The organism is Rhodopseudomonas boonkerdii (genome assembly GCF_021184025.1).
Taxonomy (GTDB): domain Bacteria; phylum Pseudomonadota; class Alphaproteobacteria; order Rhizobiales; family Xanthobacteraceae; genus Tardiphaga; species Tardiphaga boonkerdii.
Map to the genome: position 1 here is coordinate 5131756 of NZ_CP036537.1, position 24076 is coordinate 5155831.

At 64.1% G+C, this 24076-nt stretch carries 25 protein-coding genes; 11 read left to right on the forward strand and 14 right to left on the reverse strand.

Annotated features, from left to right (window positions below; translation table 11 throughout):
• Positions 1 to 197: 197 nt before the first annotated feature.
• On the forward strand, positions 198 to 1199 hold the full coding sequence (locus tag E0H22_RS23570; protein WP_233023365.1) for an NADP-dependent oxidoreductase: 1002 nt from the start codon (positions 198 to 200) through the stop codon (positions 1197 to 1199).
• Between the two features lie 69 nt (positions 1200 to 1268).
• Here E0H22_RS23570 and E0H22_RS23575 read toward each other — a convergent pair whose 3' ends face one another.
• The 4 genes from E0H22_RS23575 to argH form a co-directional block, all read right to left on the reverse strand.
• Complete coding sequence (locus E0H22_RS23575) at positions 1269 to 3791, reverse strand: TIGR02302 family protein (protein ID WP_233026522.1); 2523 nt, start codon at positions 3789 to 3791, stop codon at positions 1269 to 1271.
• Positions 3792 to 4060: 269 nt separating this feature from the next.
• Positions 4061 to 5326 carry a diaminopimelate decarboxylase gene (gene lysA, locus E0H22_RS23580; protein ID WP_233023366.1) on the reverse strand — a complete coding sequence of 422 codons (1266 nt, stop codon included), beginning with the start codon at positions 5324 to 5326 and terminating at the stop codon, positions 4061 to 4063.
• Positions 5327 to 5332: 6 nt separating this feature from the next.
• Positions 5333 to 5611, reverse strand: a complete 279-nt coding sequence (gene lptM / locus E0H22_RS23585) for an LPS translocon maturation chaperone LptM (protein ID WP_233023367.1) — start codon at positions 5609 to 5611, stop codon at positions 5333 to 5335.
• A gap of 99 nt (positions 5612 to 5710) precedes the next feature.
• Positions 5711 to 7150, reverse strand: a complete 1440-nt coding sequence (argH, locus tag E0H22_RS23590) for an argininosuccinate lyase (protein ID WP_233023368.1) — start codon at positions 7148 to 7150, stop codon at positions 5711 to 5713.
• Between the two features lie 116 nt (positions 7151 to 7266).
• Here argH and tlpA point away from each other — a divergent pair, with 116 nt between their 5' ends.
• Both tlpA and E0H22_RS23600 read left to right on the forward strand, forming a co-directional pair.
• Positions 7267 to 7974 carry a thiol:disulfide interchange protein TlpA gene (gene tlpA / locus E0H22_RS23595; protein ID WP_233023369.1) on the forward strand — a complete coding sequence of 236 codons (708 nt, stop codon included), beginning with the start codon at positions 7267 to 7269 and terminating at the stop codon, positions 7972 to 7974.
• A gap of 221 nt (positions 7975 to 8195) precedes the next feature.
• Positions 8196 to 8555 (forward strand): DUF1428 domain-containing protein, encoded by a 360-nt coding sequence (locus E0H22_RS23600; RefSeq protein ID WP_233023370.1) that lies wholly within the window; start codon positions 8196 to 8198, stop codon positions 8553 to 8555.
• Positions 8556 to 8611: 56 nt separating this feature from the next.
• Here E0H22_RS23600 and E0H22_RS23605 read toward each other — a convergent pair whose 3' ends face one another.
• The gene (locus tag E0H22_RS23605) at positions 8612 to 9823 is read right to left on the reverse strand and encodes an MFS transporter (RefSeq protein ID WP_233023371.1); all 1212 of its coding nucleotides are present in this window, start codon (positions 9821 to 9823) and stop codon (positions 8612 to 8614) included.
• 68 nt (positions 9824 to 9891) lie between these two features.
• On the opposite strand from E0H22_RS23605, the gene E0H22_RS23610 reads away from it, so the two are divergent.
• A complete protein-coding gene (locus E0H22_RS23610) occupies positions 9892 to 10878 on the forward strand; it encodes an AraC family transcriptional regulator (protein WP_233023372.1) in 987 nt (328 codons plus the stop codon).
• Here E0H22_RS23610 and E0H22_RS23615 read toward each other — a convergent pair.
• Together E0H22_RS23615 and E0H22_RS23620 are read right to left on the reverse strand one after the other, a co-directional pair.
• Positions 10875 to 11066: a putative motility protein gene (locus tag E0H22_RS23615; RefSeq protein ID WP_233023373.1), complete on the reverse strand. Its 192-nt coding sequence runs from the start codon at positions 11064 to 11066 to the stop codon at positions 10875 to 10877. The two genes, E0H22_RS23610 and E0H22_RS23615, sit on opposite strands and share 4 nt — an antisense overlap.
• A 58-nt stretch (positions 11067 to 11124) precedes the next feature.
• A complete protein-coding gene (locus tag E0H22_RS23620) occupies positions 11125 to 11976 on the reverse strand; it encodes a LysR family transcriptional regulator (RefSeq protein ID WP_233023374.1) in 852 nt (283 codons plus the stop codon).
• 109 nt (positions 11977 to 12085) lie between these two features.
• On the opposite strand from E0H22_RS23620, the gene E0H22_RS23625 reads away from it, so the two are divergent.
• Genes E0H22_RS23625 through E0H22_RS25980 form a run of 3 tightly spaced genes read left to right on the forward strand, consistent with a single transcriptional unit; the run spans position 12086 to position 13799 of the window.
• A complete protein-coding gene (locus tag E0H22_RS23625) occupies positions 12086 to 12469 on the forward strand; it encodes a tautomerase family protein (protein ID WP_233023375.1) in 384 nt (127 codons plus the stop codon).
• A 5-nt stretch (positions 12470 to 12474) separates the two neighbouring features.
• On the forward strand, positions 12475 to 13671 hold the full coding sequence (locus E0H22_RS23630; protein ID WP_233023376.1) for an aminotransferase class I/II-fold pyridoxal phosphate-dependent enzyme: 1197 nt from the start codon (positions 12475 to 12477) through the stop codon (positions 13669 to 13671).
• The gene (locus tag E0H22_RS25980; protein ID WP_283818758.1) at positions 13668 to 13799 is read left to right on the forward strand and encodes a hypothetical protein; all 132 of its coding nucleotides are present in this window, start codon (positions 13668 to 13670) and stop codon (positions 13797 to 13799) included. The genes E0H22_RS23630 and E0H22_RS25980 overlap by 4 nt, the downstream gene beginning before the upstream one ends.
• 12 nt (positions 13800 to 13811) lie before the next feature.
• Here the strand turns inward: E0H22_RS25980 and ftrA are convergent, their stop codons facing one another.
• Positions 13812 to 14783, reverse strand: coding sequence for a transcriptional regulator FtrA (gene ftrA / locus E0H22_RS23635; RefSeq protein ID WP_233023377.1), 972 nt, complete (start codon positions 14781 to 14783; stop codon positions 13812 to 13814).
• 81 nt (positions 14784 to 14864) lie between these two features.
• Here ftrA and E0H22_RS23640 point away from each other — a divergent pair, with 81 nt between their 5' ends.
• A complete protein-coding gene (locus E0H22_RS23640; protein WP_233023378.1) occupies positions 14865 to 15257 on the forward strand; it encodes a rhodanese-like domain-containing protein in 393 nt (130 codons plus the stop codon).
• A 110-nt stretch (positions 15258 to 15367) separates the two neighbouring features.
• On the opposite strand, the gene E0H22_RS23645 is transcribed toward E0H22_RS23640, so the two are convergent.
• The 6 genes from E0H22_RS23645 to E0H22_RS23670 all read right to left on the reverse strand — a co-directional run bounded on the left by E0H22_RS23645 (position 15368) and on the right by E0H22_RS23670 (position 20178).
• A complete protein-coding gene (locus tag E0H22_RS23645; RefSeq protein ID WP_233023379.1) occupies positions 15368 to 16249 on the reverse strand; it encodes a 3-hydroxybutyryl-CoA dehydrogenase in 882 nt (293 codons plus the stop codon).
• Positions 16250 to 16373: 124 nt separating this feature from the next.
• Positions 16374 to 17309, reverse strand: coding sequence for an electron transfer flavoprotein subunit alpha/FixB family protein (locus E0H22_RS23650; protein ID WP_233023380.1), 936 nt, complete (start codon positions 17307 to 17309; stop codon positions 16374 to 16376).
• Positions 17309 to 18058, reverse strand: a complete 750-nt coding sequence (locus E0H22_RS23655; RefSeq protein ID WP_233023381.1) for an electron transfer flavoprotein subunit beta/FixA family protein — start codon at positions 18056 to 18058, stop codon at positions 17309 to 17311. The genes E0H22_RS23650 and E0H22_RS23655 overlap by 1 nt, the downstream gene beginning before the upstream one ends.
• A gap of 128 nt (positions 18059 to 18186) precedes the next feature.
• Positions 18187 to 18759: a cob(I)yrinic acid a,c-diamide adenosyltransferase gene (locus E0H22_RS23660; protein ID WP_233023382.1), complete on the reverse strand. Its 573-nt coding sequence runs from the start codon at positions 18757 to 18759 to the stop codon at positions 18187 to 18189.
• Positions 18760 to 18862: 103 nt separating this feature from the next.
• Positions 18863 to 19057, reverse strand: coding sequence for a twin transmembrane helix small protein (locus tag E0H22_RS23665; protein WP_233023383.1), 195 nt, complete (start codon positions 19055 to 19057; stop codon positions 18863 to 18865).
• A 215-nt stretch (positions 19058 to 19272) separates the two neighbouring features.
• Complete coding sequence (locus E0H22_RS23670) at positions 19273 to 20178, reverse strand: LysR substrate-binding domain-containing protein (RefSeq protein WP_233023384.1); 906 nt, start codon at positions 20176 to 20178, stop codon at positions 19273 to 19275.
• 119 nt (positions 20179 to 20297) lie between these two features.
• On the opposite strand from E0H22_RS23670, the gene E0H22_RS23675 reads away from it, so the two are divergent.
• From E0H22_RS23675 to E0H22_RS23685, 3 genes are all read left to right on the forward strand, one after another.
• Positions 20298 to 21371 (forward strand): tartrate dehydrogenase, encoded by a 1074-nt coding sequence (locus E0H22_RS23675; protein WP_233023385.1) that lies wholly within the window; start codon positions 20298 to 20300, stop codon positions 21369 to 21371.
• A 75-nt stretch (positions 21372 to 21446) separates the two neighbouring features.
• Positions 21447 to 22415, forward strand: a complete 969-nt coding sequence (locus tag E0H22_RS23680) for a tripartite tricarboxylate transporter substrate-binding protein (RefSeq protein WP_233023386.1) — start codon at positions 21447 to 21449, stop codon at positions 22413 to 22415.
• Positions 22416 to 22641: 226 nt separating this feature from the next.
• Positions 22642 to 23943: a PQQ-dependent sugar dehydrogenase gene (locus E0H22_RS23685; RefSeq protein ID WP_233023387.1), complete on the forward strand. Its 1302-nt coding sequence runs from the start codon at positions 22642 to 22644 to the stop codon at positions 23941 to 23943.
• The last annotated feature ends 133 nt before the right edge of the window (positions 23944 to 24076 follow it).

A 24076-nucleotide genomic window follows, 5' to 3' on the forward strand; every position in this document is an offset into this window, starting at 1 on the left:
CCGGCTGCGACAGTCTGTCATATTGATCGCGATGCGCAACAGCTTGTTGCCGCGGAACCGATTTGGCATCAGCGAAAGGTATTGGCCATTGTGCGATGCCGCGTCACCGCTTAGCGTCGAACTACAAAATCTGTGCAGGTTGATTGCGCGTTGCGCAACAACTGCAACAAACAAAGATAATCGCGGGAGAGACGATCATGACCGACAGCACGAACAAGCAGGTTCTTCTGGTGGAGAAGCCCACCGGCAAGCTCGGCCTTGAGCATTTCAAGCTCACCGATGGCCGCATGCCTGAACCGAAAGACGGTGAGGCGTTGCTGCGCGTGCGCTATATCTCGCTCGATGCCGCCAATCGCGCCTGGATGCATGGTGCGACCTATCGTGCGGCGGTGGAGACCAATACGGTGATGGCCGGCGGCGGCATCGCTGAAGTGGTGTCGTCGAAATCCGACGCGCTAAAGCCCGGCGACATCGTGTTCGGCGACACCGGCTGGCAGAATTATGCCGCCGTACCAGCGAAACATCTGACCAAGCTGCCGCGCATGGAGCCGCTCACGCATCTGCTGTCGATCTACGGCATCGCCGGCCTCACTGCCTATTTCGGTCTGCTGCATGTGGGCAAGCCGAAGGCAGGCGAAACAGTCGTCGTTTCCGCGGCGGCGGGCTCGGTCGGCTCCATCGTCGGCCAGATCGCGAAGCTCAAAGGCTGCCGCGTGATCGGCATCGCCGGCGGCGCGGACAAATGCCGGTGGCTGACATCTGAACTCGGCTTCGATGCCGCCGTCGACTACAAGGACGGCGCGGTGTTCAAGGCGCTGAAGGCGGTGGCCCCTGACGGCATCGACGTCTATTTCGACAATGTCGGCGGCGACATTCTCGAGGCCTGCCTGCCGCAGATGAATCTCAACGGCCGCATCGCCTGCTGCGGCGCCATCTCGCAATATGACGGTGCGCCGTCCGCCACTGGCCCGCGCGGCGTGCCGGGCCTGATCGTGGTGAAACGTCTCACCATGCAGGGCTTCATCGTGATGGACTACATGAAGCAGCGCGACCAGGCGCTGGCCGATCTGCAGGATTGGGTATCGTCCGGCAAGATCAAGGTGCTGGAGGACGTGATCGGCGGGCTGGAAAACACGCCGCAGGCGCTGATCGGACTCTTGGCGGGAGAGAATAGAGGCAAGCGGATGGTGAGGGTGTAACTACACTCGTCATTCCGGGGCGGATCGACGCCGAAGGCGGCAGGACCGGCCCCGGAATAACGTACTGGTTCAATAATCCTTCAGCAGCCGCTCGATATAATCCAGCTCGAGCTGCGGGCGCGTGGTATCGCCGAGGCGGCGACGCAGTTCTTCGAGAATCCGGCGCACGCGCTGCACGTCGATCTCGCCGGGAATTTTCACTGACAGATCGTCACCGAGATCGCGGCCACGCAGCGGGCGGCCAAGCGGATCGCTGTTGCGCGCCGCGCCCTGCTGGCGGCCGGGATTGTTGCCCGGGCCGTCCTGCCCACCTTCGCCCTCGCCCTGCTGCATCTGCTGGGCGAGACTCTGCGCGCCCTTGCGGAGCGCTTCGAGCGCGCGACCCTGCGAGCCGACGGCGCCATCAGCATCGCCTTCGCCGAGCTGGCCCCCGGCATCGCCCATGGCTCCATCGGCATCACCGAGCCCGTCACCGTCGTCGCCATCCTGATCGCCGGACTGGCCCTGCTGTCCCTGACCTTGCTGGCCCTGTTGCCCCTGCTGGCCCTTCTGTCCCTTTTGCCCTTGGCCCATGCCCTGGCGTGCGAGCTGCTCCTGCAGCTTCTTGAGTCGATCGCGCAGGCTCTGCTGATCCTGCTGCAGATCGCCCATGCTCTTGTCGCCGCGCTGCCCGCGGCGGCGCTCGCCGCGCTGGTCCTGGCCTTCCTTGAAGGTCTTGTCGCGAAGCTGCTGCTGCTTGCGGATCATGTCGTTGAGTTCGTTCATCGACTGCTGCATCTCGTCGTCGCCGCCCTGGCCGGGCTGCGCCATCTGCAGGTTTTCCAGCATCTGCTGCATCTGTTCGAGCAACTGCCGGGCAGCATCCTTGTCGCCGGAGCGCGACAGCCGCTCCATGCGCTCGATCATGTTGTTCAGATCCTGCTGCCGCATCACCCGCGTGTTCTTGTCGAGCGGGCGCGCGAGCTGCTGCGGATTCTGCTTCATCTGCTCGGCGAGCTGCTTGAGGAACTTGTCCAGCGCCGCCCTCAGATTCTCGGTGAGCTTCTTGATCTCCTCGTCGCTGGCGCCGCGCTCAAGCGCCTGCTTGAGGGCGTCCTGCGCCGCACGCAGCGCCTTGTCGACATCGGTAATGTCGCCGTCCTCGATGGTGACGGCGAGCGACCACAGGCTGGCGACAAGCTCCTTCAGAGCGGCATCGGTGCGGGCGCGCTGGGCCTGGACGAGAACGCTGCGCAGGCCGAGATAGTGACCGGCCTCCGGCGTGAAGGCTTCCGGCGCGATCAGCAGCGCTTCCAGCGCGAAGACGATCTGATCCTTGTAATTGGCATCGAGCGCAAGATTGCGCCGCTGCTCGATCAGCGCGCGCGGCACCGGCTTGGTGAACAGACGCTCCGGCAGGCGCGTTGCGACAGCCTCGCTCCGGCCTTCATTGCCGGACTCGTCCTTGGCCGTAAGCGTCAGCATCACCTCGGCGCCGGCATAGGGATCTTCGGACAGATCCTTCACCGTCTGGCCGATGCCGTTGCGGGTGCGCGCATTGGGCAGCACCAGCGAGAAGGACGGCGGATCGAACAGCGGACGCGGCTTGGCGCCCTTGCCGTCGCCCGGCTTCGCAGCGAATTGCGCGTGGGCTTCGGTGACGCCGTAATCGTCCTCGAGCTTGTAGGCGAGCAGCAGCGAGCCGCGCGCCTGACGCTCGGGGTCCTTTGCAAGGGAGATGGTCGGCGGACGGTCGGCGGTAGCGGTGAATTTCCACACCGGCTGCCCCGCAGGCGCGCGGACCTGCGCGGTGCCGTCGCCAGTAATGGTGTAGTGCTTCTCGCTGGTGCCGGCCGGCGCATCGGCGGCGGGCGCGGCTTCTGCAACTCCCCCGGTGAGCACGACATCCGGTGCGCCGCCGCTGGAACGCACGATCAGCGTCGAGCCCGATGGCACCGCCATCGCCGCCGCATCCGTATGCGCCGCGTCCTTGTTCGCGGCCGAAAGGATGATCGGCGGCTTCGCCGTATAAGGCGGCGGATTGACCCAGGCATCGACGCGGACATTGGATGGCGCGATGACGCCGTTCCAGTCGAACGCGGCCATGATGCGCGCGCCGCGTTCCCCCGACGCGGCGAACCAGGTAGCTACCAGCAACACGAGCACCAGCGCCCGCAGCGCCCACGGATCATGCAGCGGCAATCGCGGCGACGGCATCCCGGCACGGATGCGCTTCAGCGAGGCCAGCGTGCGTTCGCGCTGCACCTGCCAGAGCGCGCGCGCGAGCGGATCCTGCGAGGCCAGCGTGTCGGTGAGCGCGGTGGCCGGGCGATGGCGGATGCCCGAGCCGCGGTCGAGCCTGGCGAGGCCTTCCTCGCGGGTCGGCCACCGGAAACGGATGAGCGGATACGAGGCGGCGATCAACGCGACGACGAACAGCACAAGCACAACAGTGCGCGAAATCGGCGACAGCGCCAGCCAGAGGCCAGCCCAGGAAACCACGAGAAACAGGCCGACAACGGAGAGCAAGCGCGCCAGCGACGGCCATGCCCGCTCCCAGCCGATCGACCACCGCGCCCGCTGCAACGCCTGGGCAAGCTGAAGCTGCGCCATGCTCTGCGCGTCGAGTGGGGTCTCTGGGCGGACGGGTGGCGTGGCGCTCAACGACGATCTCCGCGGTTACCGAAGCTCACCCTAGCACGACGGCGGTAATGAGGCATGTGCGACAGGGCAGGAAATCACATGCAAGGGTGGGGCCGGCGAAGCGGGGAACCATGGGCGGGTCACGATGGCGTGAGACGCACCGCGTCGGGTGGTTTCCCTCCCCCAAGCAGCGCAGCTGCGCAGCGGGGAGGGAAAAGCGGAGCGCCTCCGCTAGACGCTCACAGCCAGGGCGCGGGCTTGTCCATCGCGATCAGGTCCTCGACCTCAATCCGCGGCCGCACCACCGCATATCGATCGTCCTTCACCAGCACTTCCGGCACCAGCGCGCGGGTGTTGTAGGTGCAGGCCTGCACGGCACCATAAGCGCCGGCGGTCATGATGGCGATGAGATCGCCGGATTTCAGCTCCGGCAGCTTGCGATCCAGCGCGAGATAATCGCCGGTTTCGCAGACCGGACCGACCACATCAACGGCCGTCAGCTTCGCACCGGGCACCGCTTCCGCCACCGGCAAAATCTCGTGATAGGCCTCGTATAGCGTCGGCCGGATCAGATCGTTCATCGCGGCATCGATGATCACAAACGTCTTGCCGTCGCCATGCTTCACATGAATGACGCGCGCGACCAGAATGCCGGCATTGCCAACGATCATGCGACCCGGCTCAAACATCAGCGTGCAGCCGAGATTGTGCGTGACGCGCTTGACCATCGCCGCATAGGCCAACGGCTCCGGCGGCGCGGCACGGTCTTCATAATAGGGAATGCCGAGACCACCGCCGAAATCGACGTGGTCGATCGTGTGGCCGTCATTGCGCAGCACGGTGACGAAATCGGCGAGAATGCGGAATGCCTGCTCCATCGGCGCGAGATCGATGATCTGGCTGCCGATATGCATGTCGACGCCGGTGACCTTGATGCCCGGCAGTTTTGCGGCGCGCGCATAGACTTCGCGGGCCTTGCTGATCGGAATGCCGAACTTGTTCTCCGACTTGCCCGTGGAAATCTTGGCATGGGTGCCTGAATCGACGTCCGGATTCACCCGGATCGAGATGCGCGCGGTGCGCCCCATCGCCGCGGCAAGCTTCGACAGCAATTCGAGCTCGGGCTCGGATTCGATGTTGAGGCAGAGAATATCTTCGCCCAGCGCAAGACGCAGCTCAGCCTCGGTCTTGCCGACGCCGGAAAACACGATCTTGCTGGCGGGAATGCCGGCCGCGCGGGCACGCTTCAATTCACCGCCGGAGACGACATCGGCACCGGCGCCGAGCTTGGCGAGTGTACGCAGCACCGACTGGTTGGAATTCGCCTTCATGGCATAGCAGACCAGCGCCTTGGTATCGGCAAAGGCGTCGGCGAAAACGCGATAGTGCCGCTCCAGCGTGGCAGTGGAGTAGCAATAGAACGGGGTGCCGACGGTATCTGCCATCTCGGCAATATCGACGCCTTCGGCGTGCAGCACGCCGTTCTGATAGTCAAAATGGCGCATGGCGTTCTAGTCCAGCAGCGGATCGAGGAAGAACGACCGTTTGCGGCCGCGCGCAGCCTGCACGTCGTCCGGCTGGTTGGACGAGGTGAGCGCGTTGCCCTTGTTCGCGGCCGAGTTATCGGCATTGACCGCAGGAGTGCCCATCGGCGTCGCCGCCGCCTGCGGCGGCAGATCGAGACCGCCCTTGCGGCCACAGGCGCCGAGCGCGAGAGCGGAAACGGTCAGAACGATAAGGGCCCAAGGAGTGCGCGAAGGTGCGCGTGCCGGGCGGGTCGAACGAGTCACAGCGAAATCCCCAAATGCTGACACACCATACAAAGTATGCCGGGCCGTGGCGAGAGGTTGACTTTTCACCTCTCCCCACCGGGGAGAGGTGCAGAAGCATCAGCGCGATTTCTTGTCTTTTTCCAGACGCTTGAGCCAGGCCTTGGCCTGCGCGGCGACATTTTTCGGCGCCGTGCCGCCATAGCTGACGCGGCTCTTCACCGAGGACTCCACCGACAGGACCTTCATCACCTCCGCGGTGATTTTCGGCTCCACGGCCTGCATTTCGGCGAGATCGAGCTCATGCAGCGCCACGCCCTTCTTCGTCGCAATGCCGACGATACGGCCGGTGACATGATGCGCCTCGCGGAACGGCATCTTCAGCGTCCGCACCAGCCAGTCGGCCAGATCGGTGGCGGTGGCATAGCCCTCGCCGGCCGCTGCCTTCATGGCGGCCTCGTTCGGCACGAGATCGCGGACCATGCCGGCAATGGCGCGGATCGACAGCGACAGCGCCGTATAGGCTTCCATGGCACCGGCTTTGTCCTCCTGCATGTCCTTCTGATAGGCCAGCGGCAGACCCTTCATGACGATCAGCAGGCCATTGAGCGAACCGATCACGCGGCCGGTCTTGGCACGCACCAGTTCGGCGGCATCCGGATTGCGCTTCTGCGGCATGATCGAGGAGCCGGTGGTGAACTTGTCCGAGAGACGGACGAGGCCGACCAGCGGCGAGGTCCAGATCACGATTTCCTCGGCGAAGCGCGACAGATGCACGGCGGCGATGGACGCAGCCGACAGCGTTTCCAGCACGAAATCGCGGTCAGAGACCGCATCCAGCGAATTGTTCATCGGGCGGTCGAAGCCGAGCGCCTTGGCGGTGGCGTGGCGATCGATCGGGAACGAAGTGCCGGCCAGCGCAGCCGAGCCGAGCGGGCTTTCGTTCAGACGCTTGCGTGCGTCGGCAAAACGGCTGCGGTCGCGGGCGACCATTTCAACATAGGCCAGCAGATGGTGACCGAAGGTGACCGGCTGCGCGGTCTGCAGATGCGTGAAGCCGGGCATCACCGTGTCGGCATGTTCCAGCGCGCGGTCGACCAGCGCCCGCTGCAGCGACGCGAAGGCCTCGTCCAGTTCGTCGACGGTGTCGCGGACAAACAGGCGGAAATCAGTGGCAACCTGGTCGTTGCGCGAACGCGCGGTGTGCAGACGGCCGGAGGCGGGGCCGATCAGTTCGCCCAGGCGGCTCTCGACATTCATGTGAATGTCCTCGAGGGCGCGTTTGAAGGTGAATTTGCCGCTCTCGATCTCTGACAGGATCGTGTCTAGACCGCTTGCGATATCTTTCGCATCTTTCGCGGTGATGATGCCCTGTTTGGCCAGCATCGCCGCATGGGCCTTGGAAGCGGTAATATCCTGGGCATACAAGGCGCGATCGACGTCGATGGAGACGTTGATTTCCTCCATGATCGCGTCGGGGCTGTCGGAGAACAGGCCGCCCCACATCTTGTTGCTGTTGGACGTTTTGCTGCCGGACTTGCCGCCCTTGCCTGAAGCCATGAATTGTCACTCATCTTTAAGCGGAGCCGACGGATCATCCATCGATATCCGTTGTATCCGTCGCTGTGACGGATACATCCATCGTTTGTCCGTTGCATAGCCATAACCGAGACCGAATGACAGACCCCAAGGCCCCCCAGGCGCCCGATCAGACGCCTGCCTCTCCCGCCCCTCGCCCCAGCAAACGCCGCGTGATCGTGCTCGGCTCGGTGCTGGTCGGCGTGCTGATCGGCTATGTCGTGGTGGCACGGATCGATGACCTCTGGCGCGGCAAGCCGGGCGATCCGACTTGCTTCCCGGCGGTGGAGACCGCCAAGCGGCTGGAGCCGCTGGCACGCGGCGAGGTGGCCGGGCTGACCATGGCGAAAACGCCGCTGAAGCTACCGGACCTGGAGTTCAAGGATGCCGAGGGCCAGCCGACCAAGCTTTCCAACTGGCGCGGCCGCACGGTGCTGCTGAACCTGTGGGCCACCTGGTGTGTGCCGTGCCGGAAGGAGATGCCGGCACTCAATGAGCTCGAGCAGAAGCTTGGCGGCTCGGACTTCCAGGTGGTGGCGATCAATATCGACACCCGCGACGCCGAGAAGCCGAAGACCTTCTTGAAGGACGGCAACCTCACCCGGCTCGATTACTTCACCGATGCCAGCGCCAAGGTGTTCCAGGAGCTGAAAGGCGTCGGCCGGGCATTGGGCATGCCGACCTCGGTGCTGATCGATGGCAAGGGCTGCGAGATCGCCACCATCGCCGGCCCCGCTGAATGGGCCAGCGAGGACGCGGTAAAACTGATCAAGGCCGCGGTGAAGCCGAAGGCAGCGGGATATTGAAGCGTAGGGCGGATTAGCGGAGCGTAATCCGCCGTTCTTCGTCACACTCGGTCGGCGGCGGATTACGCCTTCGGCTAATCCGCCCTACGGCCCTGCGACACACCGCCGCCGTATCCGACCGCAAATTCTCCCCGCATCGTGTCGGACCAAGGCCAACGCATTCGTCTTGCAAGAGCCGGCGCATCAGCCGGCCGACAATGCTTGTCAGGAGAGGAGAGCCGATGCCCTATATCGACGGATTTATCATTGCGGTGCCGAGGAAGAATGTCGACGCCTATCGCAAGCTCGCGCGCAAGTGCGGCAAGATTTGGCGCGAATTCGGGGCGCTCGACTATCGCGAGGCGGTTGCCGACGATGTCCAGGTTGGCAAGTTGACGTCGTTTCCCCGCGCCGTGAAGATGAAGCCCGACGAGACGGTGATCTTCTCTTATATTCTCTACAAGTCGCGCAAAGACCGCGACCGCATCAACAAGAAGGTGATGGCAGATCCGCGGATGGCGAAAATGATGGATCCGAAATCGCCGCCGTTCGACAGCAAGCGCATGATCTTCGGCGGCTTCAAGACGATCGTGGACCTGTGATCGCACCGATCCGGCTTTCCCCGGATCGGCAGCGCCATGTCACGCATGGAAGGTCATCACGCCTTGACCGCGCCATCACGCGACAGCGACACCAGCAATGCACCTGCCAGTGTCGCTGCGGCGAGATAGCCCACGGCGCCGAACGGTCCAAAACCGTCCACCAGAATGCCGCCGATCACCGCGCCAAGCGTGATCGCGATCTGGAATGCCGAGACCAGGAGGCCGCCGGCAGATTCGGCTTCGTCAGACGCCACCCGCACCATCCATGTCTGGAAGCCCACGGGCAGCGCACCGAAGGCAAAGCCCCACAGACCGACGGCGATACCCGCAACAACGCCCGAACTGCCGGCCACGAACAACACCAGCGCCAGCACGGCGATGGCGGCAGACGCCATGACGATCGCGCCTTTCACACTGCGTGCGACCAGCGCCCCACCGACGAAATTGCCGATGAAGCCGCCGACGCCAAAGGCCAGCAGGACCAGCGAGATCGCGGTGACGGGCAGCAAAGGCACCTGCTCGAGAAAATGCCGGATATAAGTGAAGCCGGCAAAATGGCCGGAAATGCTGAGCCCGACGGCAATCATCACGAGCCGCACGCTCGGCCGGCGCAGCAACACGAACAACGTGCGCACATCCGGCGATGTGAGTGGCGGCAGGCGCGGCAAGGTCAGCATCTGGAACACGAGCACGACGCCACTGACGACAGCCGCCAGCATGAACACGTTGCGCCAGCCCCAGAGATCGCCGAGATAGGCGCCGATCGGCGCCGCGCTAACGGTGGCAATGGACACGCCGCTGAAGATCAGCGAGATCGCACGCGGCAGCGCTTCCGCCGGCACCAGCCGCATGGCGGTGGCGGTGGCCATCGCCCAGAAACCGCTGAGACTGATGCCGAGCAGCACGCGGGCAAACAGCAGGACTGGCAGGCTGCCCGCCGTGGCCGACAACACGTTGGATACGATCAGCAGCGCCGTCAGCATCCACAACACGAGGCGGCGATCCATGGCGCGGGTCACGATGGTCATGGCCACCCCCGCCACGATGCCGACCAGCGACGTCGCCGTGACCACCTGGCCGGCGGCGCCGACCGACACGCCGAGATCGGTGGCAATGGGCGTGAGCAGGCTGGCCGGCAGGAATTCCGCGGTGACCTGACTGAAAGCGCCGAGCATCAGGGAAAAGACGGGCGCCCAGGCCGGAACCGCCCGCTCGGTCGTTACGGGGGAAATATCGGCATCGAGTGCGGTGGTTGCAGAATCGGTCATGGCGGTCTCCGGATTGGAACTCGGAGATGGCGGTGACCCCGTGGAGTTTCCATGTTAGAAACACCGCGATGCTTGATCATTCGTCCAGATATGCTGCAACGCACCCCCTGACAGAAATGCTGCGGGGCCTGAAGCTCGAGGGCGTCGAGTACAAGCGCTGCCGGATGACAGCTCCATGGGGCCTGTCCTTTCCCGCGCGGCCAAAGGCGCAATTCCACTTCATTGCAGGGCGCGGCTGCTGGCTTCGGACGGCGGATAAGCCCTGGGTCCGCCTTGAGGAAGGCGACGCGGTGCTGCTGCCCCGCGGCGCCGAACACGCGCTGGCGAGTTCGCCCGACGCCTTTCCCGCGCCGGTCGGAAATTGCCAGTTCGAGCCGGTCTGCTGCGGCATTCTCGATACCTGTGTCGGCGGCAACCGCGACGGCGAGGAGACCGTGCTGTTCGGTGCCGGCATGAGCTTCAATCTCGACAGCCAGCATCCGCTGCTTCTGATGATGCCCGAACTGATGCAGATGCACGAACTCGCCACCGACGAGCCCGCCATCCCGCATTTGCTCGAAGCCATGACGGCCGAACTCGCACTGGATCGCGTCGGCGCCGGCGGCATGCTGACCCGGCTCGCCGATGTGATCGCCGCGGCCCTGATCCGCAACTGGGTGGAGAAGGGCTGCGGCTCCGCAGGCTGGGTCGCCGCAGCGCGCGATCCCGGCATCGGGCGCGTTCTCGCCGCGATCCATCGCGAGCCCACCAGAGACTGGACTGTCGAGGCGCTGGCCGAGGTGATGCATGCGTCGCGCTCGGCCTTTGCGCTCCGCTTCGCGAATGTGGTGGGCCAGACACCTGCACGCTATGTCGCACAATTGCGGATGCAGGAAGCCAAGCAATGGCTGGTCCGCGACCGCCTGAAAATTGCGATCGTGGCGCGCCGGCTGGGCTATGAATCGGAAGCAGCGTTCAGCCGCGCTTTCAAGCGCATCATCGGTGCGCCGCCGAGCCATTTTCGCACGACGGGGGCTGCGGCTGGCGACGAAAGGCCGGATGGACCGACGCCTTAAGCGGCGATATCGACCTTGCCGCCGATGCCGGCGCCGAGATTGGCCTGCGACGGCTGTGCGCCTTCGAGCAAGGTCATCACCGTCGAACGCTCCATGTCGGCATTCGACTTGATGAGCGAGGTTGCGATCTGCTGCTGCGTTCCCGCTGCCTTCATAGCCATCGCACTGGCGACCAGAGCCATATCCATCGAAACACTCCGAAACACGTGGAGACGGTATAGCGATGCGGGGTTAACGAAATTTGAGCTAGCTGGCGCCCGCCCGGAACGCCGCCCCCAGCGTCCGCAGCGCATGGCGGGCACGGGGATCGGTCAGGCTCGAATGCAGCATGGTCTCGGCATCCTGCAATTTCGGCAGACCGAGCCGCGGACCGAGATCGATGCTGCCGGCGGGAGCGACACGGCGGACAAGGGCACCGACAGCGAGACCCGCGGAGATCGCCGCACCGATGGTCGCGACACCGCCGCCGACAAAGGCCTCGGTCCAGGGAATGCCGGCGCCATCGAGCGCCGCCACCGCCGCGGCGCGCACCGTGCAAGGCGCCGCCTGCGCCGCGAGGCGCAGCGGCTCCCCGGGCGTGTACCGGAAATCCGGCGCGCCCATCCAGCCGAACGGTTCTTCCATCAAGACCTCGCCATCGCCACGGCGCTTGTCGATGCGCAGCACGATGGCCGCATCGAGATCGCCGGCGTCATAGGCGGACAGGACGACCCGCGACGATTCGATCCGCAATTCGATCACCAGCGACGGATCGGTCTCGCCCATGCGCTTCAGCACATCGGCGAGATCGGCGCCCACCAGGTGATGGCTGATCCCGACCACCAGTCGTCGCCGTTCGGTGGCGAATGAGCCAATGGCCGACTGATGCGCGGCCACGAGGTTGCGCGCCGAACCGAGAAAAGCCGCCCCTTCGGTGGACAACCGCACCAGCCGCGGCGTGCGTTCCAGCAGCCGCTTGCCGAGGCCGCTCTCCAACCGCTTGATCTTCAGACTGACGGCCGACTGGGTGCTGCCCATCGCCTCGGCGGCGCGCGTGAAACTGGTGAGATCGGCCACCAGGACGAAGGCCTGCACAGCCTCGATATCGAGCGCTTTCATGGGCGGTCCATTTCAAATCCTCATCATTGAAATATTATTTCATATCATTTTCCAATGATCAATGCGGCGCTACGTTTGCTCGATCGGAATTGATCGACAGGAGACCACGATGCCGCTGATCCGCATTTCGCTGAAGAAGGGCACCTCGCAGACCCACCGCGCCGCCATTGCCGATGGCGTCTATCAGGCGCTGCGGGAGACTTTCAACGTCCCGGAGAACGACCGCTTCGTCACCATCCACGAGCATGGCGACGGCGATTTCATCTACGATCCCACCTATTTCGGCATCCAGCGCAGCGATGCCCTGGTGATCATCCAGGCCACCGTCAGCAACACGCGGTCGCGTGAGCAGAAGCAGGCGCTCTACAGGCGCATCGTCGAGAAACTGACCGACAGACCGGGCCTGCGGCCGGAGGACATCTTCATCAATCTCGTCGAGGTGCCGCCGGAGAACTGGTCGTTCGGTCACGGCGTCGCGCAATATGTGCAGTAAACGCCATGATCGCTTTATCACCGCGCCTTCGCGAGATTGCCGCCTCCCCCGCAGCACGGTTGCGACAGCGGGCCCGTGAACTGCGCGAAGCCGGTCGCGACATCATCGAATTGTCGTCGGGCAATGTGGACTTTCCGACCCCGGACCACGTAATTGCCGCGGCCCATGCGGCGGCCTTGCGCGGCGAGACGCGCTATACCGACGCAGACGGCACGCCGGCGCTCAAGGCGGCGATCAGCACGGCGCTGCGGCGCGATCACGGGCTGGACTATGACCATGACGAGATCGTCGCCACCAGCGGCTCGACCGTGGCCATCTTCCTCACCTTCTTCGCCACGCTGTCGCCCGGCGACGAGGTGATCGTGCCCTCGCCCTATTGGGCGCCCTATCTCGACCAGGTGCGGCTGGCCGGCGGCACGCCCGTCATCGTCCCGTGCCCGCAAAACAACGGCTACCGGCTGCGCCCCGCGGATCTGGCCGCCGCCATTTCCGAACGCACGCGCTGGCTGATCATCAACAATCCCGTCAATCCATCCGGCGCCGTCTATTCCCGCGACGATCTCGCTGCACTGGCCGATGTGCTGCTGCACTATCCGAATATCGGCATCATCGCTGATGGACTCTACGAACACTTCGCGTTCGAGGCGGCGGCGACATTGGCGCAGGTCCAGCCGCGGCTGAAGCCGCGCATCGTCACCGTCAGCGGCGTCGCCAAGACCTACGGCATGATGGGATGGCGGCTCGGCTATGCTGCAGGTCCAAAAGCGCTGATGAGCGAAATCCGCAAACTGCTCTCGCAAACGACATCCTGCCCGTCGTCGATCAGCCAGGCAGCGGCCATCGCTGCCTTGACTGGACCGCAGGACTTGCGTCGCGAACGGCTCGCCATTCTCGTCCAGCGACGCGACCGGTTTGTCGCGCGCCTCAACCGATGTGGGGGACTTTCCTGCACTGCGCCGGAAGGGACATTCTTTCTGGTGGTGTCCTGCAGCGGCCTGATCGGCAAACACACGCCTGCCGGCCAGCAGATCGTTACCGACCGCGATGTCGCCGCCTATCTGCTCGACGCCGCCGGCGTGTCGGTGGTGGCCGGAGAGGACTACGGTGCCTCGCCGAGTTTCCGCGTCAATTTTTCCAATCCCGACGACCTGCTCGACGGCGCAGCTGACCTTATCGAACAGGCATGCGAGGCCTTGCAATGATCGTTTCTCGAACGGAGAGCGCGCGATTGTCGGCGATCGCGCATGTCGGCGGTGTCATCATGGGCATGGCAACGATCGTGGCCATGGTGCCGGGCATGGTGCAGGTGATGCGAATGCTGAATCCGTAGGGCGACCAGGCTCTACGGCTGCGCCTCACTCATGAAGCGCGCACGGTAGTCGCCGGGACTGAGGCCGACCTTGCTGCGGAAGTGATGGCGCAGCGTATGCGCACTGCCGAAGCCCACCGCCATCGCGATGGTCTCCATGCTCGCCTGTCCCTGACACAGCAAGCGTTTCGCTTCAGTGACGCGCTCGGCGGCAAGCCAGTCGCCGGGCGTCTGCCCTGTTGCTTCGGAAAATCGGCGCAGGAAGGTGCGCGGGCTCATGCGCGCCAGCTTTGCCATACGCGCCACGCTCCAAGTGCTAGCGAGATCGGCGCGGACGCGGTCGAGCAACGGCGCGATTTCCAGCCCTTCACGAATGGCCACTGGACGTTCGAGAAACTGCGCCTGCCCGCCAGTGCGGTGCGCCGGCATCACGAGACGACGCGCCACCGAATTTGCAGCTGCCGGCCCAAAATCCTGACGGACGATCTCGATCAGGAGATCGATGCCGGCGGCGCTTCCCGCAGCAGTATAGACGCGGTCATACACGCGATAGAGCGAAGCGTCATCGACCGCGATATCGGGATGACGCTGGCGGAGCTTGTCGGCGTAGCGCCAATGCGTTGTCGCAGTCCCACCTGACAGCAGGCCGGTCGCTGCCAGAACGAAGGCGCCGGAACAGAGCGAGGCGAGCCGCGCTCCGCGGGCATGCGCGGCACGGAGATGCCCACAGAGGTCTTCGGGGACAGGATGATCGACACCGCGCCAGCCCGGCACCACGATGATGTCGGCCTGCTCGATCATTTTCGGCCCGCAATCCGGGGTAATGGAAAAGCCGCCATGGGCACGCAGCGGCCCGTCCTCGATGGCGCAACTGGCGAAGCGGTACCAGCCATCGCCCAGTTCAGGCCGTGACAGCCCAAAGATTTCGGCGACGATGCCGAATTCGAAGGTGCAGAGGCCGTCATAGAGCAGCGCGGCCACCAGAGGTCCGGTGCGATTTGGCATGATCTTTACGTACATTGTCATTCACGCCAATTGCAAGACGGACGCGGAATGGCTGACGTTTCATGGCGAAAGGAGACCGCCATGAACACTACCGTGACTGCCGTACCGCCTGCCCCGAGCGCCCTCGCTGCCGAGCATTTCGCCGCCGAATTCGCCTTCGAAACCGATTGCTGGGATGTCCATGACGCCCTCGCCAAGGGCGCCGATTTCGTGCTGCTCGACGTCCGCGGCCCCGCGCTATTTGCCCGTGGGCATGTGCCCGGCGCGATCAACCTGCCCCATGGCAAGATCGTGCGCTCGAAGATGAGCGAATGGCCGGAAGGGACGATCTTCGTGACCTACTGCGCCGGCCCGCATTGCAACGGCGCCGCCCGCGGCGCCTTGCGGCTCGCGGAGCTGAACCTGCCGGTGAAGATCATGGCCGGCGGAATCACCGGATGGATGGATGAGGGATTTGAGCTGGCGACGGGATGATCGCCGCGGCTGTAGGGCGGATTAGCGAAGCGCAATCCGCCGTGGCGTTTCCACAATGACATCGGCCGGCGGACTACGGCTTCGCCTAATCCGCCCTACGGCACAGCGCGTTACCGCGTCGGCACCGGCTTTTCGCCGCGATAGTCGTAGAAGCCGCGCTGGGTTTTGCGGCCGAGCCAACCGGCTTCGACATATTTCACCAGCAGCGGGCACGGACGATACTTGGAGTCCGCGAGCCCTTCATGCAGCACCTGCATGATCGACAGACAGGTATCGAGGCCGATGAAATCGGCGAGTTCGAGCGGGCCCATCGGATGATGCGCGCCGAGCTTCATCGCCATATCGATGGCTTCCACATTGCCGACGCCTTCATACAGCGTGTAGATCGCCTCGTTGATCATCGGCAGAAGAATACGATTGACGATGAAGGCCGGGAAATCCTCCGAAACGGCGATCTGCTTGCCGAGCTTGGTGACGAATTCCTTCGAGGCATCGAACGTAGCGTCGTCGGTCGCGATGCCGCGGATCAGCTCGACCAGCTCCATGACCGGCACCGGATTCATGAAATGAATGCCGATGAATTTTTCCGGACGGTCGGTGGAGGCCGCGAGGCGCGTGATCGAGATCGACGAGGTGTTGGAGGCGACGATCGTTTCCGGCTTCAGCACCGCGCAGAGGTCATGAAAAATCTTGCGCTTGGTCTCTTCCTTCTCGACCGCGGATTCGATCACCAGATCGCAGCTGGCGAGTTCGTCCAGCGTATCCACCAAGGCGATGCGATCGAGCGCGCCCTTCTTGGCGTCTTCGGTGATGACCTTCTTCGACACCTGACGGGTCAGGTTGCCGGTGATGGTGGCCATCGCGGATTTCAGGCGATCGGCGGAGACGTCGTTCAGCACCACGTCGAAACCGCCCAGCGCCGCCACATGCGCGATACCGTTGCCCATCTGGCCCGAGCCGATCACGCCGACTTTCTTGATCATAACCGCCATCTTGTCTGTGTCTGTGGAACCCAGGACCGCGCATATCACGGCCCGAAGCGCGCATCATGCCATAAAAAACCGGCCGGAGTCAGGTACTCCGGCCGGTGTCGTTAATTCCAGCGTTTGACGTGCCTTATTTGCCGATCGCGTCGGTCAGTTCCGGCACCGCCTGGTAGAGGTCGGCGACCAGGCCGTAATCGGCAACCTGGAAGATCGGGGCGTCCTCGTCCTTGTTGATGGCGACGATGACCTTGGAGTCCTTCATGCCGGCCAAGTGCTGGATGGCGCCGGAAATGCCGATGGCGACATACAGTTCCGGAGCGACCACCTTGCCAGTCTGCCCAACCTGCCAGTCGTTCGGCGCGTAGCCAGCGTCAACCGCGGCACGCGAAGCGCCAACGCCGGCACCGAGCTTATCGGCCAGCGGCTCGATATATTTGGTGAAGTTCTCGCGGCTCTGCATGGCACGACCACCGGAAACGATGATCTTCGCCGAGGTCAGTTCCGGACGATCGCTCTTCGCCATATCCTCGCCGACGAAGGTCGACAGGCCGGGATTCTCCGCCGCCGCCGTATCCTCGACCGACGCGCTGCCGCCGTCGCCGGCTGCTGCGAAGGTGGAGGTGCGGACGGTGATGACTTTCTTGGCGTCCTTCGACTTCACGGTCTGGATCGCGTTGCCGGCATAGATCGGGCGCTCGAACGTGTCGGGCGCGACCACCTTGGTGATCTCCGATACCTGCATCACGTCGAGCAAGGCAGCGACGCGCGGCATGGTGTTCTTCGAGCGCGTGGTGGCGGCGGCGATGATCACGTCATAGGCCGGGGCCAGCTTGACGATCAGCGCAGCCAGCGGCTCGGCGAGATCGTGGGCATAGGCTTCGTTGTCGGCCAAGAGCACCTTGGCGACGCCGTTCAGCTTGGCGGCTGCTTCGGCGGCAGGCTTGGCATTCTGGCCGGCCACCAGCACATGCACATCGCCGCCGATCTGGGTGGCGGCGGTGAGCACCTTGTTGGTCGAATCCTTCAGCGAGGCGTTGTCGTGATCTGCGAGAAGAAGAATAGCCATTAGAGCACCCCGGCTTCGGTCTTGAGCTTCGACACCAGTTCGGCGACGTCCTTGACTTTGACGCCGGCCTTGCGGCCTGCCGGTTCGGAGGTCTTGAGGACTTCAAGGCGCGGCGCAACGTCGACGCCGTAACCGTCGGCGGTCTTCTCGTCGATCGGCTTCTTCTTTGCCTTCATAATGTTCGGCAGCGAGGCGTAGCGCGGCTCGTTGAGACGAAGATCGGTGGTGACGATCGCCGGCGCCTTGACCTTCACGGTCTGCAGGCCGCCGTCGACTTCACGGGTCACGGTGATGTCGGAGCCCTCGACCACGAGCTTGTTGGCGAAGGTCGCCTGCGCCCAACCGAGCAACGCGGCCAGCATCTGGCCGGTCTGGTTCGAGTCGTCGTCGATCGCCTGCTTGCCGAGGATGATCAGGCCGGGCTGCTCTTCGTCCGCGACCTTCTTGAGAATCTTGGCGACGGCGAGCGGCTCGACGGTGCCTTCGACCTTCACGAGGATGCCGCGATCGGCGCCCATGGCGAGGCCGGTGCGCAGCGTTTCGGTGGCCTGCTGCGGCCCGATGGACACGACAACGACTTCGGTCGCCTTGCCGGCTTCCTTGAGACGGAGGGCTTCCTCGACGGCGATTTCGTCGAACGGATTCATCGACATCTTGACGTTGGCGAGTTCGACGCCCGATCCGTCGCCCTTGACGCGAACCTTGACGTTGTAATCGACCACCCGCTTGACCGGTACCAGAACCTTCATCGATCCTCTTTCGGTTGAATTTTGAATAAGTGCAGCTTTTGAAGCCGGCTTGGCGCGGAACCTAGAGCGCCCGCCAACCGGGGTCAACGCGCGTGAACCGAAAATCGAACGGCTCTAGGCGCGGTATTTTAACGGTTGGCGCCGGGGATCCAAAGCACGTCCCGGGCGCCATTATCGTTCTCTGCCCGACTGGCAACAAACAGGAAATCGGACAGCCGGTTCATATACTGGATGCCGGCATCGGAAACCGGTTCATCGGGATTGGCGGCGAGTTCCACCATGATCCGTTCCGCCCGGCGGCAAACGGTCCGGGCGACGTGGAGATGCGCGGCAGCCGGGCTTCCTCCAGGCAGGATGAACGAGGTGAGCGGCGCCAGGGACTCGTTGAGCGAGTCGATGTCGCGCTCGAGCCGTTCGACCTGGCTGGCCAGCACCCGCAAGCGTTCGGCCTTGCCCTCGCGCTGGGGAACCGCGAGGTCGGCCCCGAGATCGAACAGATCGTTCTGGATCAGTCCGAGCATCCGATCGAGCTCCGGCGCGTGGGCGAGATGCAGACGGACGACACCGATGGCGGCGTTGGTCTCGTCCACCGTGCCATAAGCACTGACGCGCAAATCGTATTTCGGCCGCCGCTCTCCGGTGCCGAGCGCCGTGGTGCCGTCATCGCCGGTGCGGGTGTAGATCTTGTTGAGAACGACCATGGACGTTTCCCTATAGGATGGATTGAGCGCAGCGACATCCATCGAAACCGGCACGTCTGGCGATGGGTATCGCTGCGCCCAACCCATCCTGCAAATTCTACGATCACCGGCCCAATACGAACAGCGTCGCCATCGTGAGCACGATGGCAACGAACTGCAGCAGTACACGCCATCGCATCAGTTGCTGGGAACGATTCGGCGAGCCCCCACGCATCATGTTGGCGAGGCCAAGCAGCAACACCAGCGCCACGGCGCCGAGCGCGATCGGAAGGATGAATGTCTGAAGGAACGATCCCATGGGTTGCTAGATAGCATCGTGGATGGGGTGATGCCATAGGTGCACCCACACCACGCATGCGCAGCGACGCGCGGTCTTTCACCTCTCCCTTAGGGAGAGGTCGATCCGGCGCAGCCGGAGCGGGTGAGGGGTTAGGGACGGCAATTTCGGAGCACAGCCCCTCACCCGCGCGCAAGAGCGCGCGACCTCTCCCCGGCGGGGAGAGGTGAAGAAACTCATGCCTCTTTCCGGTAACGCTCCAGGTTGCTTTGCAGCATTGCCAGCACATCGTCCCGCATCGGATCGCGCGCGCCGCGAAGCCATGCTGCAGCGAGCGGCAACCGATTCATCGCGGACACTTTGAGCGGCACATAGCAGACGTTCCGCGCCGCCATGCGCTGCGTCCAGCGCGGTACGATCGCGACGCCGATCTCGGCGGCGACGAGATTGACGATGGTCTGCTTCTCGTCGGCGATCTGGACGACATTTGCATCCAGTCCGGCTTCGGCGAACAACTTCATTGTCAGATCATGACTGTGCGGCCGCGACCGCCGTTCCGGCACGATCAGAGGTTCATCGGCGATATCGGCAATGGTCAGTCGCTTGCGTTGACCGAGCGGATGCCGCTCCGACATCGCCACCACGGCGGTCTCGTGAAATAGCGGCATGAAGTCGATGCGCTTGTCCGCGCTGACCGGCGGCCGCACAAAGGCAAGATCGAGCCGGCCGGAAAGCAATCGCGGCAGCAGGCGGATGGTCTTGTCCTCCACCAACTTGACCGTAACATCGGGATGACGGGCGCGCAGATCGTGGAGCAGCGCCGGCAACAGTCCCGCAGCGGCGCTGTCGATCGCGCCGACACGAATGGTCGCGGCTCGCTCCCGCACACGCTCGCGGAACGAAACTGCGAGCAGATCGGCACGATCGAGTAGATCGCGCGCCTGTTTGAGAAAAGCCGTGCCGTCCTCGGTCAGCGCGACGCTGCGCGTGGTTCGCGTCAGAAGCCGCGTGCCGAGATCGTCCTCGAGCAGGCGGATGTGGCGTCCGAGCGCCGAGGGCATCATCTCGAGACGCTGCGCGGCGCGACCGAAATGCAGCTCGTCGGCCGCAGTGATGAAGCAGCGGAGCTGATGCAGATCCATAGTAATGTGCTCCCTGCGCTCTATTATATCATATATTTGTATAATCAAATGTGATTGAGCCGCATCCGGACGGATTGCAGGGTGGCGCACTTTAATCGTCCACCAGCAGAGACCCCACCATGCGTGAATATTCCATCGCGGCCATTCCGGCCGACGGGATCGGCCCCGAAGTCATCGCCTCCGGCATCCGCGTGCTGGAAGCCTTGCAGAAGCGCGTGGGCGACGTCGCCTTCAACGTCACCACCTTCGACTGGGGCTCGGACTATTACCGCAAGCACGGCGTGATGATGCCGGCCGACGGGCCCGCGCAGCTGAAGAAATTCGACGCGATCTATTTCGGCGCCGTCGGTGCGCCCGATGTGCCCGACCACATCACGCTGTGGGGCCTGCGTCTGCCGATCTGCCAGGGTTTCGACCAGTACGCCAATGTGCGCCCGACCAAGATCCTGCCCGGCATCACCTCGCCGTTGCGGAATGTCGAAGCCGGCGATCTCGACTGGGTGATCGTGCGTGAGAATTCGGAAGGCGAATATGCCGGCTGCGGCGGCCGCGTGCATCGCGGACTGCCGGAGGAAGTCGGCACCGAGGTCTCGGTGTTCACCCGTGTCGGCGTCCAGCGCATCATGCGCTACGCCTTCAAACTGGCGCAGTCGCGTCCGCGCAAACTACTGACCGTCGTCACCAAATCGAATGCCCAGCGCCACGGCATGGTGATGTGGGACGAGATCGCCGATGAAGTCTCCAAGGACTTCCCGGATGTCACCTGGGACAAGATGCTGGTCGACGCCATGACGGTGCGCATGACGCTGAAGCCGCAAAGCCTCGACACCATCGTCGCGACCAACCTGCACGCGGACATTCTGTCCGATCTCGCCGGTGCGCTGGCCGGCAGCCTCGGCGTCGCGCCCACCGCCAATATCGATCCGGAACGCCGCTTCCCTTCGATGTTCGAACCGATCCATGGCTCGGCCTTCGACATCACCGGCAAGGGCATCGCCAATCCCGTCGCCAGCTTCTGGACCGCCGCACAAATGCTGGATCATCTCGGCGAGAGCGACGCGGCGACGCGCCTCATGCGTGCCGTGGAGAAAGTCTGCGAAGCCGGCATCATCACGCCGGATGTCGGCGGCAAGGCCACGACCAAGGAAGTCACCGACGCCGTGGTGGATGCGATCCACAGTTCAAACGTCTGACGTCATGTCCGATCGCCCCGGCTGGCCGGGGCGATCCTCTTCAATCAAACAAAACCAATATTCCGGGAGGACATCATGAAAGCCATCGCCACACTTGCAATCGGCCTCACCTTTGCGAGCACCGCGGCCTTCGCACAGGCCTATCCCAACAAGCCGATCACCATGCTGGTGCCGTTCGCAGCCGGCGGTGCCACCGACACCGTGGCGCGTGTCACCGCGGCGACCATGTCGAAAATTCTCGGCCAGACCATCATCATCGAAAACGCCACAGGCGCTGGCGGCACCATCGCCGCGGCGCGCGCCGCGCGCGCCGAGCCCGATGGCTACACGATCCTGATCCATCACATCGGCATTTCCACAGCGGCCACGCTGTATCGCAAACTGCCTTACGACACCAAGACCGCCTTCGCGCCGATCGGCCTCGTCACCAATGCGCCGATGACCATCATCGCCCGCCCGAACCTGCCGCCGAACACGCTGGCGGAGCTGATCACCTATATCAAGGCCAACGGCGACAAGATGACGTTCGGCAATGCCGGCCTCGGCGCCGCGTCGCAGCTGTGCGGGCTGATGTTCATGAACGCCATCGACAAGCAGGTGCTGACGGTGCCGTACAAGGGCAATGGCCCGGTCATGAACGATCTGATCGCCGGCCAGATCGACCTCACCTGCGATCAGACCACCAACACTACCGGGCCGATCGGGTCCAAGCTCGTGAAGGCCTATGCCATCACCACCAGGACGCGCCTGTCGTCGATGCCGGATCTGCCGACCGCAGATGAGGCCGGGCTCAAGGGCTTCGAGGCCGGCGCCTGGCACGGCATCTATGCGCCGAAGGGCACGCCGGACGATGTCGTGCAGAAGCTGGCCAAAACGCTGCAGGAGGCGCTGCGCGACCCCGATCTGATCAAACGCTTCAACGACATCAACACCGATCCCGTGCCGCAGGACCAGGCGACGCCGGCGGCGCTGAAGAAGCAGCTCGACAGCGAGGTGGATCGCTGGGCCCCGATCATCAAGGCGAGCGGGCAATTCGCGGATTGATGCCCAACAGCTCATGGTTCGAGATGCGCGCTGAAGGGCGCGCTCCTCACCATGAGGGACTGAGTACTGCTTCCACATATTCTCCCTCACCCTGAGGAGCTCGCCGCAGGCGAGCATCTCGAAGGGTGGGCAGCAATGCACGGGTGTCATGACATCCCCGCATCGACAAATTGCTCTATAACCTCCCCCATCTTCGGCCGCTGCGGCCAATCTCCGGGGGACTTCTATGTCGATAACGACGACTTTCGCGCGCGTGGTCGCGCTGATTGGCGCAGGCGCCGTGTTGTGGCGCCGCGCCCAGGGCGAAACGCCGGCGCCGGCCTGGGGCAATGCCCCCGTGGTACCGGAAGCGAAGCCGCAAGGTGCCATCCCCACCCTCAAGATGCCAACTGCCCGCGGCTGGGACCCCGGCCAGAAGCCAACCGTCGCCCCCGGCCTCAAGGTCAACGCCTTCGCCACCGGCCTCGAGCATCCGCGCTGGATCAGCGTGCTGCCCAACGGCGACGTGCTGATCGCCGAAGCTTCGCAGGTGTCGACCCGCATCCGCAGCCTGTTCAGCTATGCCATGCAGGCCACCATGCGCCGCGCCAAGGCGCTCGGCGAGAGCGCCAACCGCATCACATTGCTGCGCGACCAGGACGGCGACGGCGTCGCCGAGGTGCAGCAGCTCTTCATGGAGAATCTCAATCAGCCCTTCGGCATGGCGCTGGTCGGCGACACCTTCTATGTCGGCAATGTCGATGGCGTCGTGGCCTTTCCGTACACGACGAACGCCGACAGGATCACCGCGCCGGGCAAGAAGCTGACGACCTTCGGCACCGGCGGCCACTGGACACGCAGCATCCTGCCGAGCCCCGACGGCACCAAGCTCTATATCGGCGTCGGCTCGCTCAGCAACATCGCCGAGAGCGGCATGGAGGTCGAGAACGGCCGCGCCGCCGTCTATGAACTGGATATCGCAACCGGCGATCACCGCATCTTCGGTGCCGGCCTGCGCAATCCCGTCGGCCTCGCTTTCGAGCCAACCACCGGTGCACTATGGACCGTGGTGAACGAGCGCGACGGCATCGGCGACGAGACGCCGCCGGATTATCTCACCTCGGTGAAGGATGGCGGCTTCTATGGCTGGCCCTATTGCTACTGGGGCCAGATCATAGATGACCGCGTACCGCAGGATCCGGCTCTGGTCGCCACCGCGATCAAGCCGGACTACGCGCTGGGCGGCCACACCGCCTCGCTCGGCCTCTGCTGGATGCCGGCCGGCACCCTGCCCGGTTTCCCCGACGGCATGGTGATCGGCCAGCACGGCTCGTGGAATCGCAGCAAGCTTTCCGGCTACAAAGTCGTGTTCGTTCCGTTCGAGAACGGTCGGCCGTCCGGCCCGCCGCGCGACATCCTCTCGGGCTTCCTCGCGCCGGATGAAAAGGTCTCCTACGGCCGCCCGGTCGGCGTGACACTCGGGCCGGATGGCTCGCTGCTGGTGGCGGATGACGTCGGTGACGTGATCTGGCGGGTAACGGGGGCGTAGTGGCGCCACCTCTTTCTCACTGTCATCGCCCGCGAAAGCGGGCGATCCAGTACACGGCGACATTCGCGATTATCACCGATTTCAGTATCTACTGGATCGCCCGGTCAAGCCGGGCGACGACAGCGAGTTTGGT

Excerpts from the sequence above, each read along its gene's own strand:
- E0H22_RS23620 (WP_233023374.1), bottom strand. The coding sequence starts at position 11,976 with ATGAAAGCGCTCGATATCGAGGCTGTGCAGGCCTTCGTCCTGGTGGCC.
- E0H22_RS23685 (WP_233023387.1), top strand. The coding sequence starts at position 22,642 with ATGTCGATAACGACGACTTTCGCGCGCGTGGTCGCGCTGATTGGCGCA.
- E0H22_RS23650 (WP_233023380.1), bottom strand. The coding sequence starts at position 17,309 with ATGGCTATTCTTCTTCTCGCAGATCACGACAACGCCTCGCTGAAGGAT.
- E0H22_RS23675 (WP_233023385.1), top strand. The coding sequence starts at position 20,298 with ATGCGTGAATATTCCATCGCGGCCATTCCGGCCGACGGGATCGGCCCC.
- ftrA (WP_233023377.1), bottom strand. The coding sequence starts at position 14,783 with ATGCCAAATCGCACCGGACCTCTGGTGGCCGCGCTGCTCTATGACGGC.
- E0H22_RS23610 (WP_233023372.1), top strand. The coding sequence starts at position 9,892 with ATGCTTGATCATTCGTCCAGATATGCTGCAACGCACCCCCTGACAGAA.
- E0H22_RS23660 (WP_233023382.1), bottom strand. The coding sequence starts at position 18,759 with ATGGTCGTTCTCAACAAGATCTACACCCGCACCGGCGATGACGGCACC.
- E0H22_RS23645 (WP_233023379.1), bottom strand. The coding sequence starts at position 16,249 with ATGGCGGTTATGATCAAGAAAGTCGGCGTGATCGGCTCGGGCCAGATG.
- E0H22_RS23625 (WP_233023375.1), top strand. The coding sequence starts at position 12,086 with ATGCCGCTGATCCGCATTTCGCTGAAGAAGGGCACCTCGCAGACCCAC.
- E0H22_RS23680 (WP_233023386.1), top strand. The coding sequence starts at position 21,447 with ATGAAAGCCATCGCCACACTTGCAATCGGCCTCACCTTTGCGAGCACC.
- E0H22_RS23615 (WP_233023373.1), bottom strand. The coding sequence starts at position 11,066 with ATGGATATGGCTCTGGTCGCCAGTGCGATGGCTATGAAGGCAGCGGGA.
- E0H22_RS23570 (WP_233023365.1), top strand. The coding sequence starts at position 198 with ATGACCGACAGCACGAACAAGCAGGTTCTTCTGGTGGAGAAGCCCACC.
- E0H22_RS23655 (WP_233023381.1), bottom strand. The coding sequence starts at position 18,058 with ATGAAGGTTCTGGTACCGGTCAAGCGGGTGGTCGATTACAACGTCAAG.
- argH (WP_233023368.1), bottom strand. The coding sequence starts at position 7,150 with ATGGCTTCAGGCAAGGGCGGCAAGTCCGGCAGCAAAACGTCCAACAGC.
- E0H22_RS23670 (WP_233023384.1), bottom strand. The coding sequence starts at position 20,178 with ATGGATCTGCATCAGCTCCGCTGCTTCATCACTGCGGCCGACGAGCTG.
- E0H22_RS23630 (WP_233023376.1), top strand. The coding sequence starts at position 12,475 with ATGATCGCTTTATCACCGCGCCTTCGCGAGATTGCCGCCTCCCCCGCA.
- E0H22_RS23605 (WP_233023371.1), bottom strand. The coding sequence starts at position 9,823 with ATGACCGATTCTGCAACCACCGCACTCGATGCCGATATTTCCCCCGTA.
- tlpA (WP_233023369.1), top strand. The coding sequence starts at position 7,267 with ATGACAGACCCCAAGGCCCCCCAGGCGCCCGATCAGACGCCTGCCTCT.
- lysA (WP_233023366.1), bottom strand. The coding sequence starts at position 5,326 with ATGCGCCATTTTGACTATCAGAACGGCGTGCTGCACGCCGAAGGCGTC.
- E0H22_RS23600 (WP_233023370.1), top strand. The coding sequence starts at position 8,196 with ATGCCCTATATCGACGGATTTATCATTGCGGTGCCGAGGAAGAATGTC.
- E0H22_RS23665 (WP_233023383.1), bottom strand. The coding sequence starts at position 19,057 with ATGGGATCGTTCCTTCAGACATTCATCCTTCCGATCGCGCTCGGCGCC.
- E0H22_RS23575 (WP_233026522.1), bottom strand. The coding sequence starts at position 3,791 with ATGGCGCAGCTTCAGCTTGCCCAGGCGTTGCAGCGGGCGCGGTGGTCG.
- E0H22_RS23640 (WP_233023378.1), top strand. The coding sequence starts at position 14,865 with ATGAACACTACCGTGACTGCCGTACCGCCTGCCCCGAGCGCCCTCGCT.
- E0H22_RS25980 (WP_283818758.1), top strand. The coding sequence starts at position 13,668 with ATGATCGTTTCTCGAACGGAGAGCGCGCGATTGTCGGCGATCGCGCAT.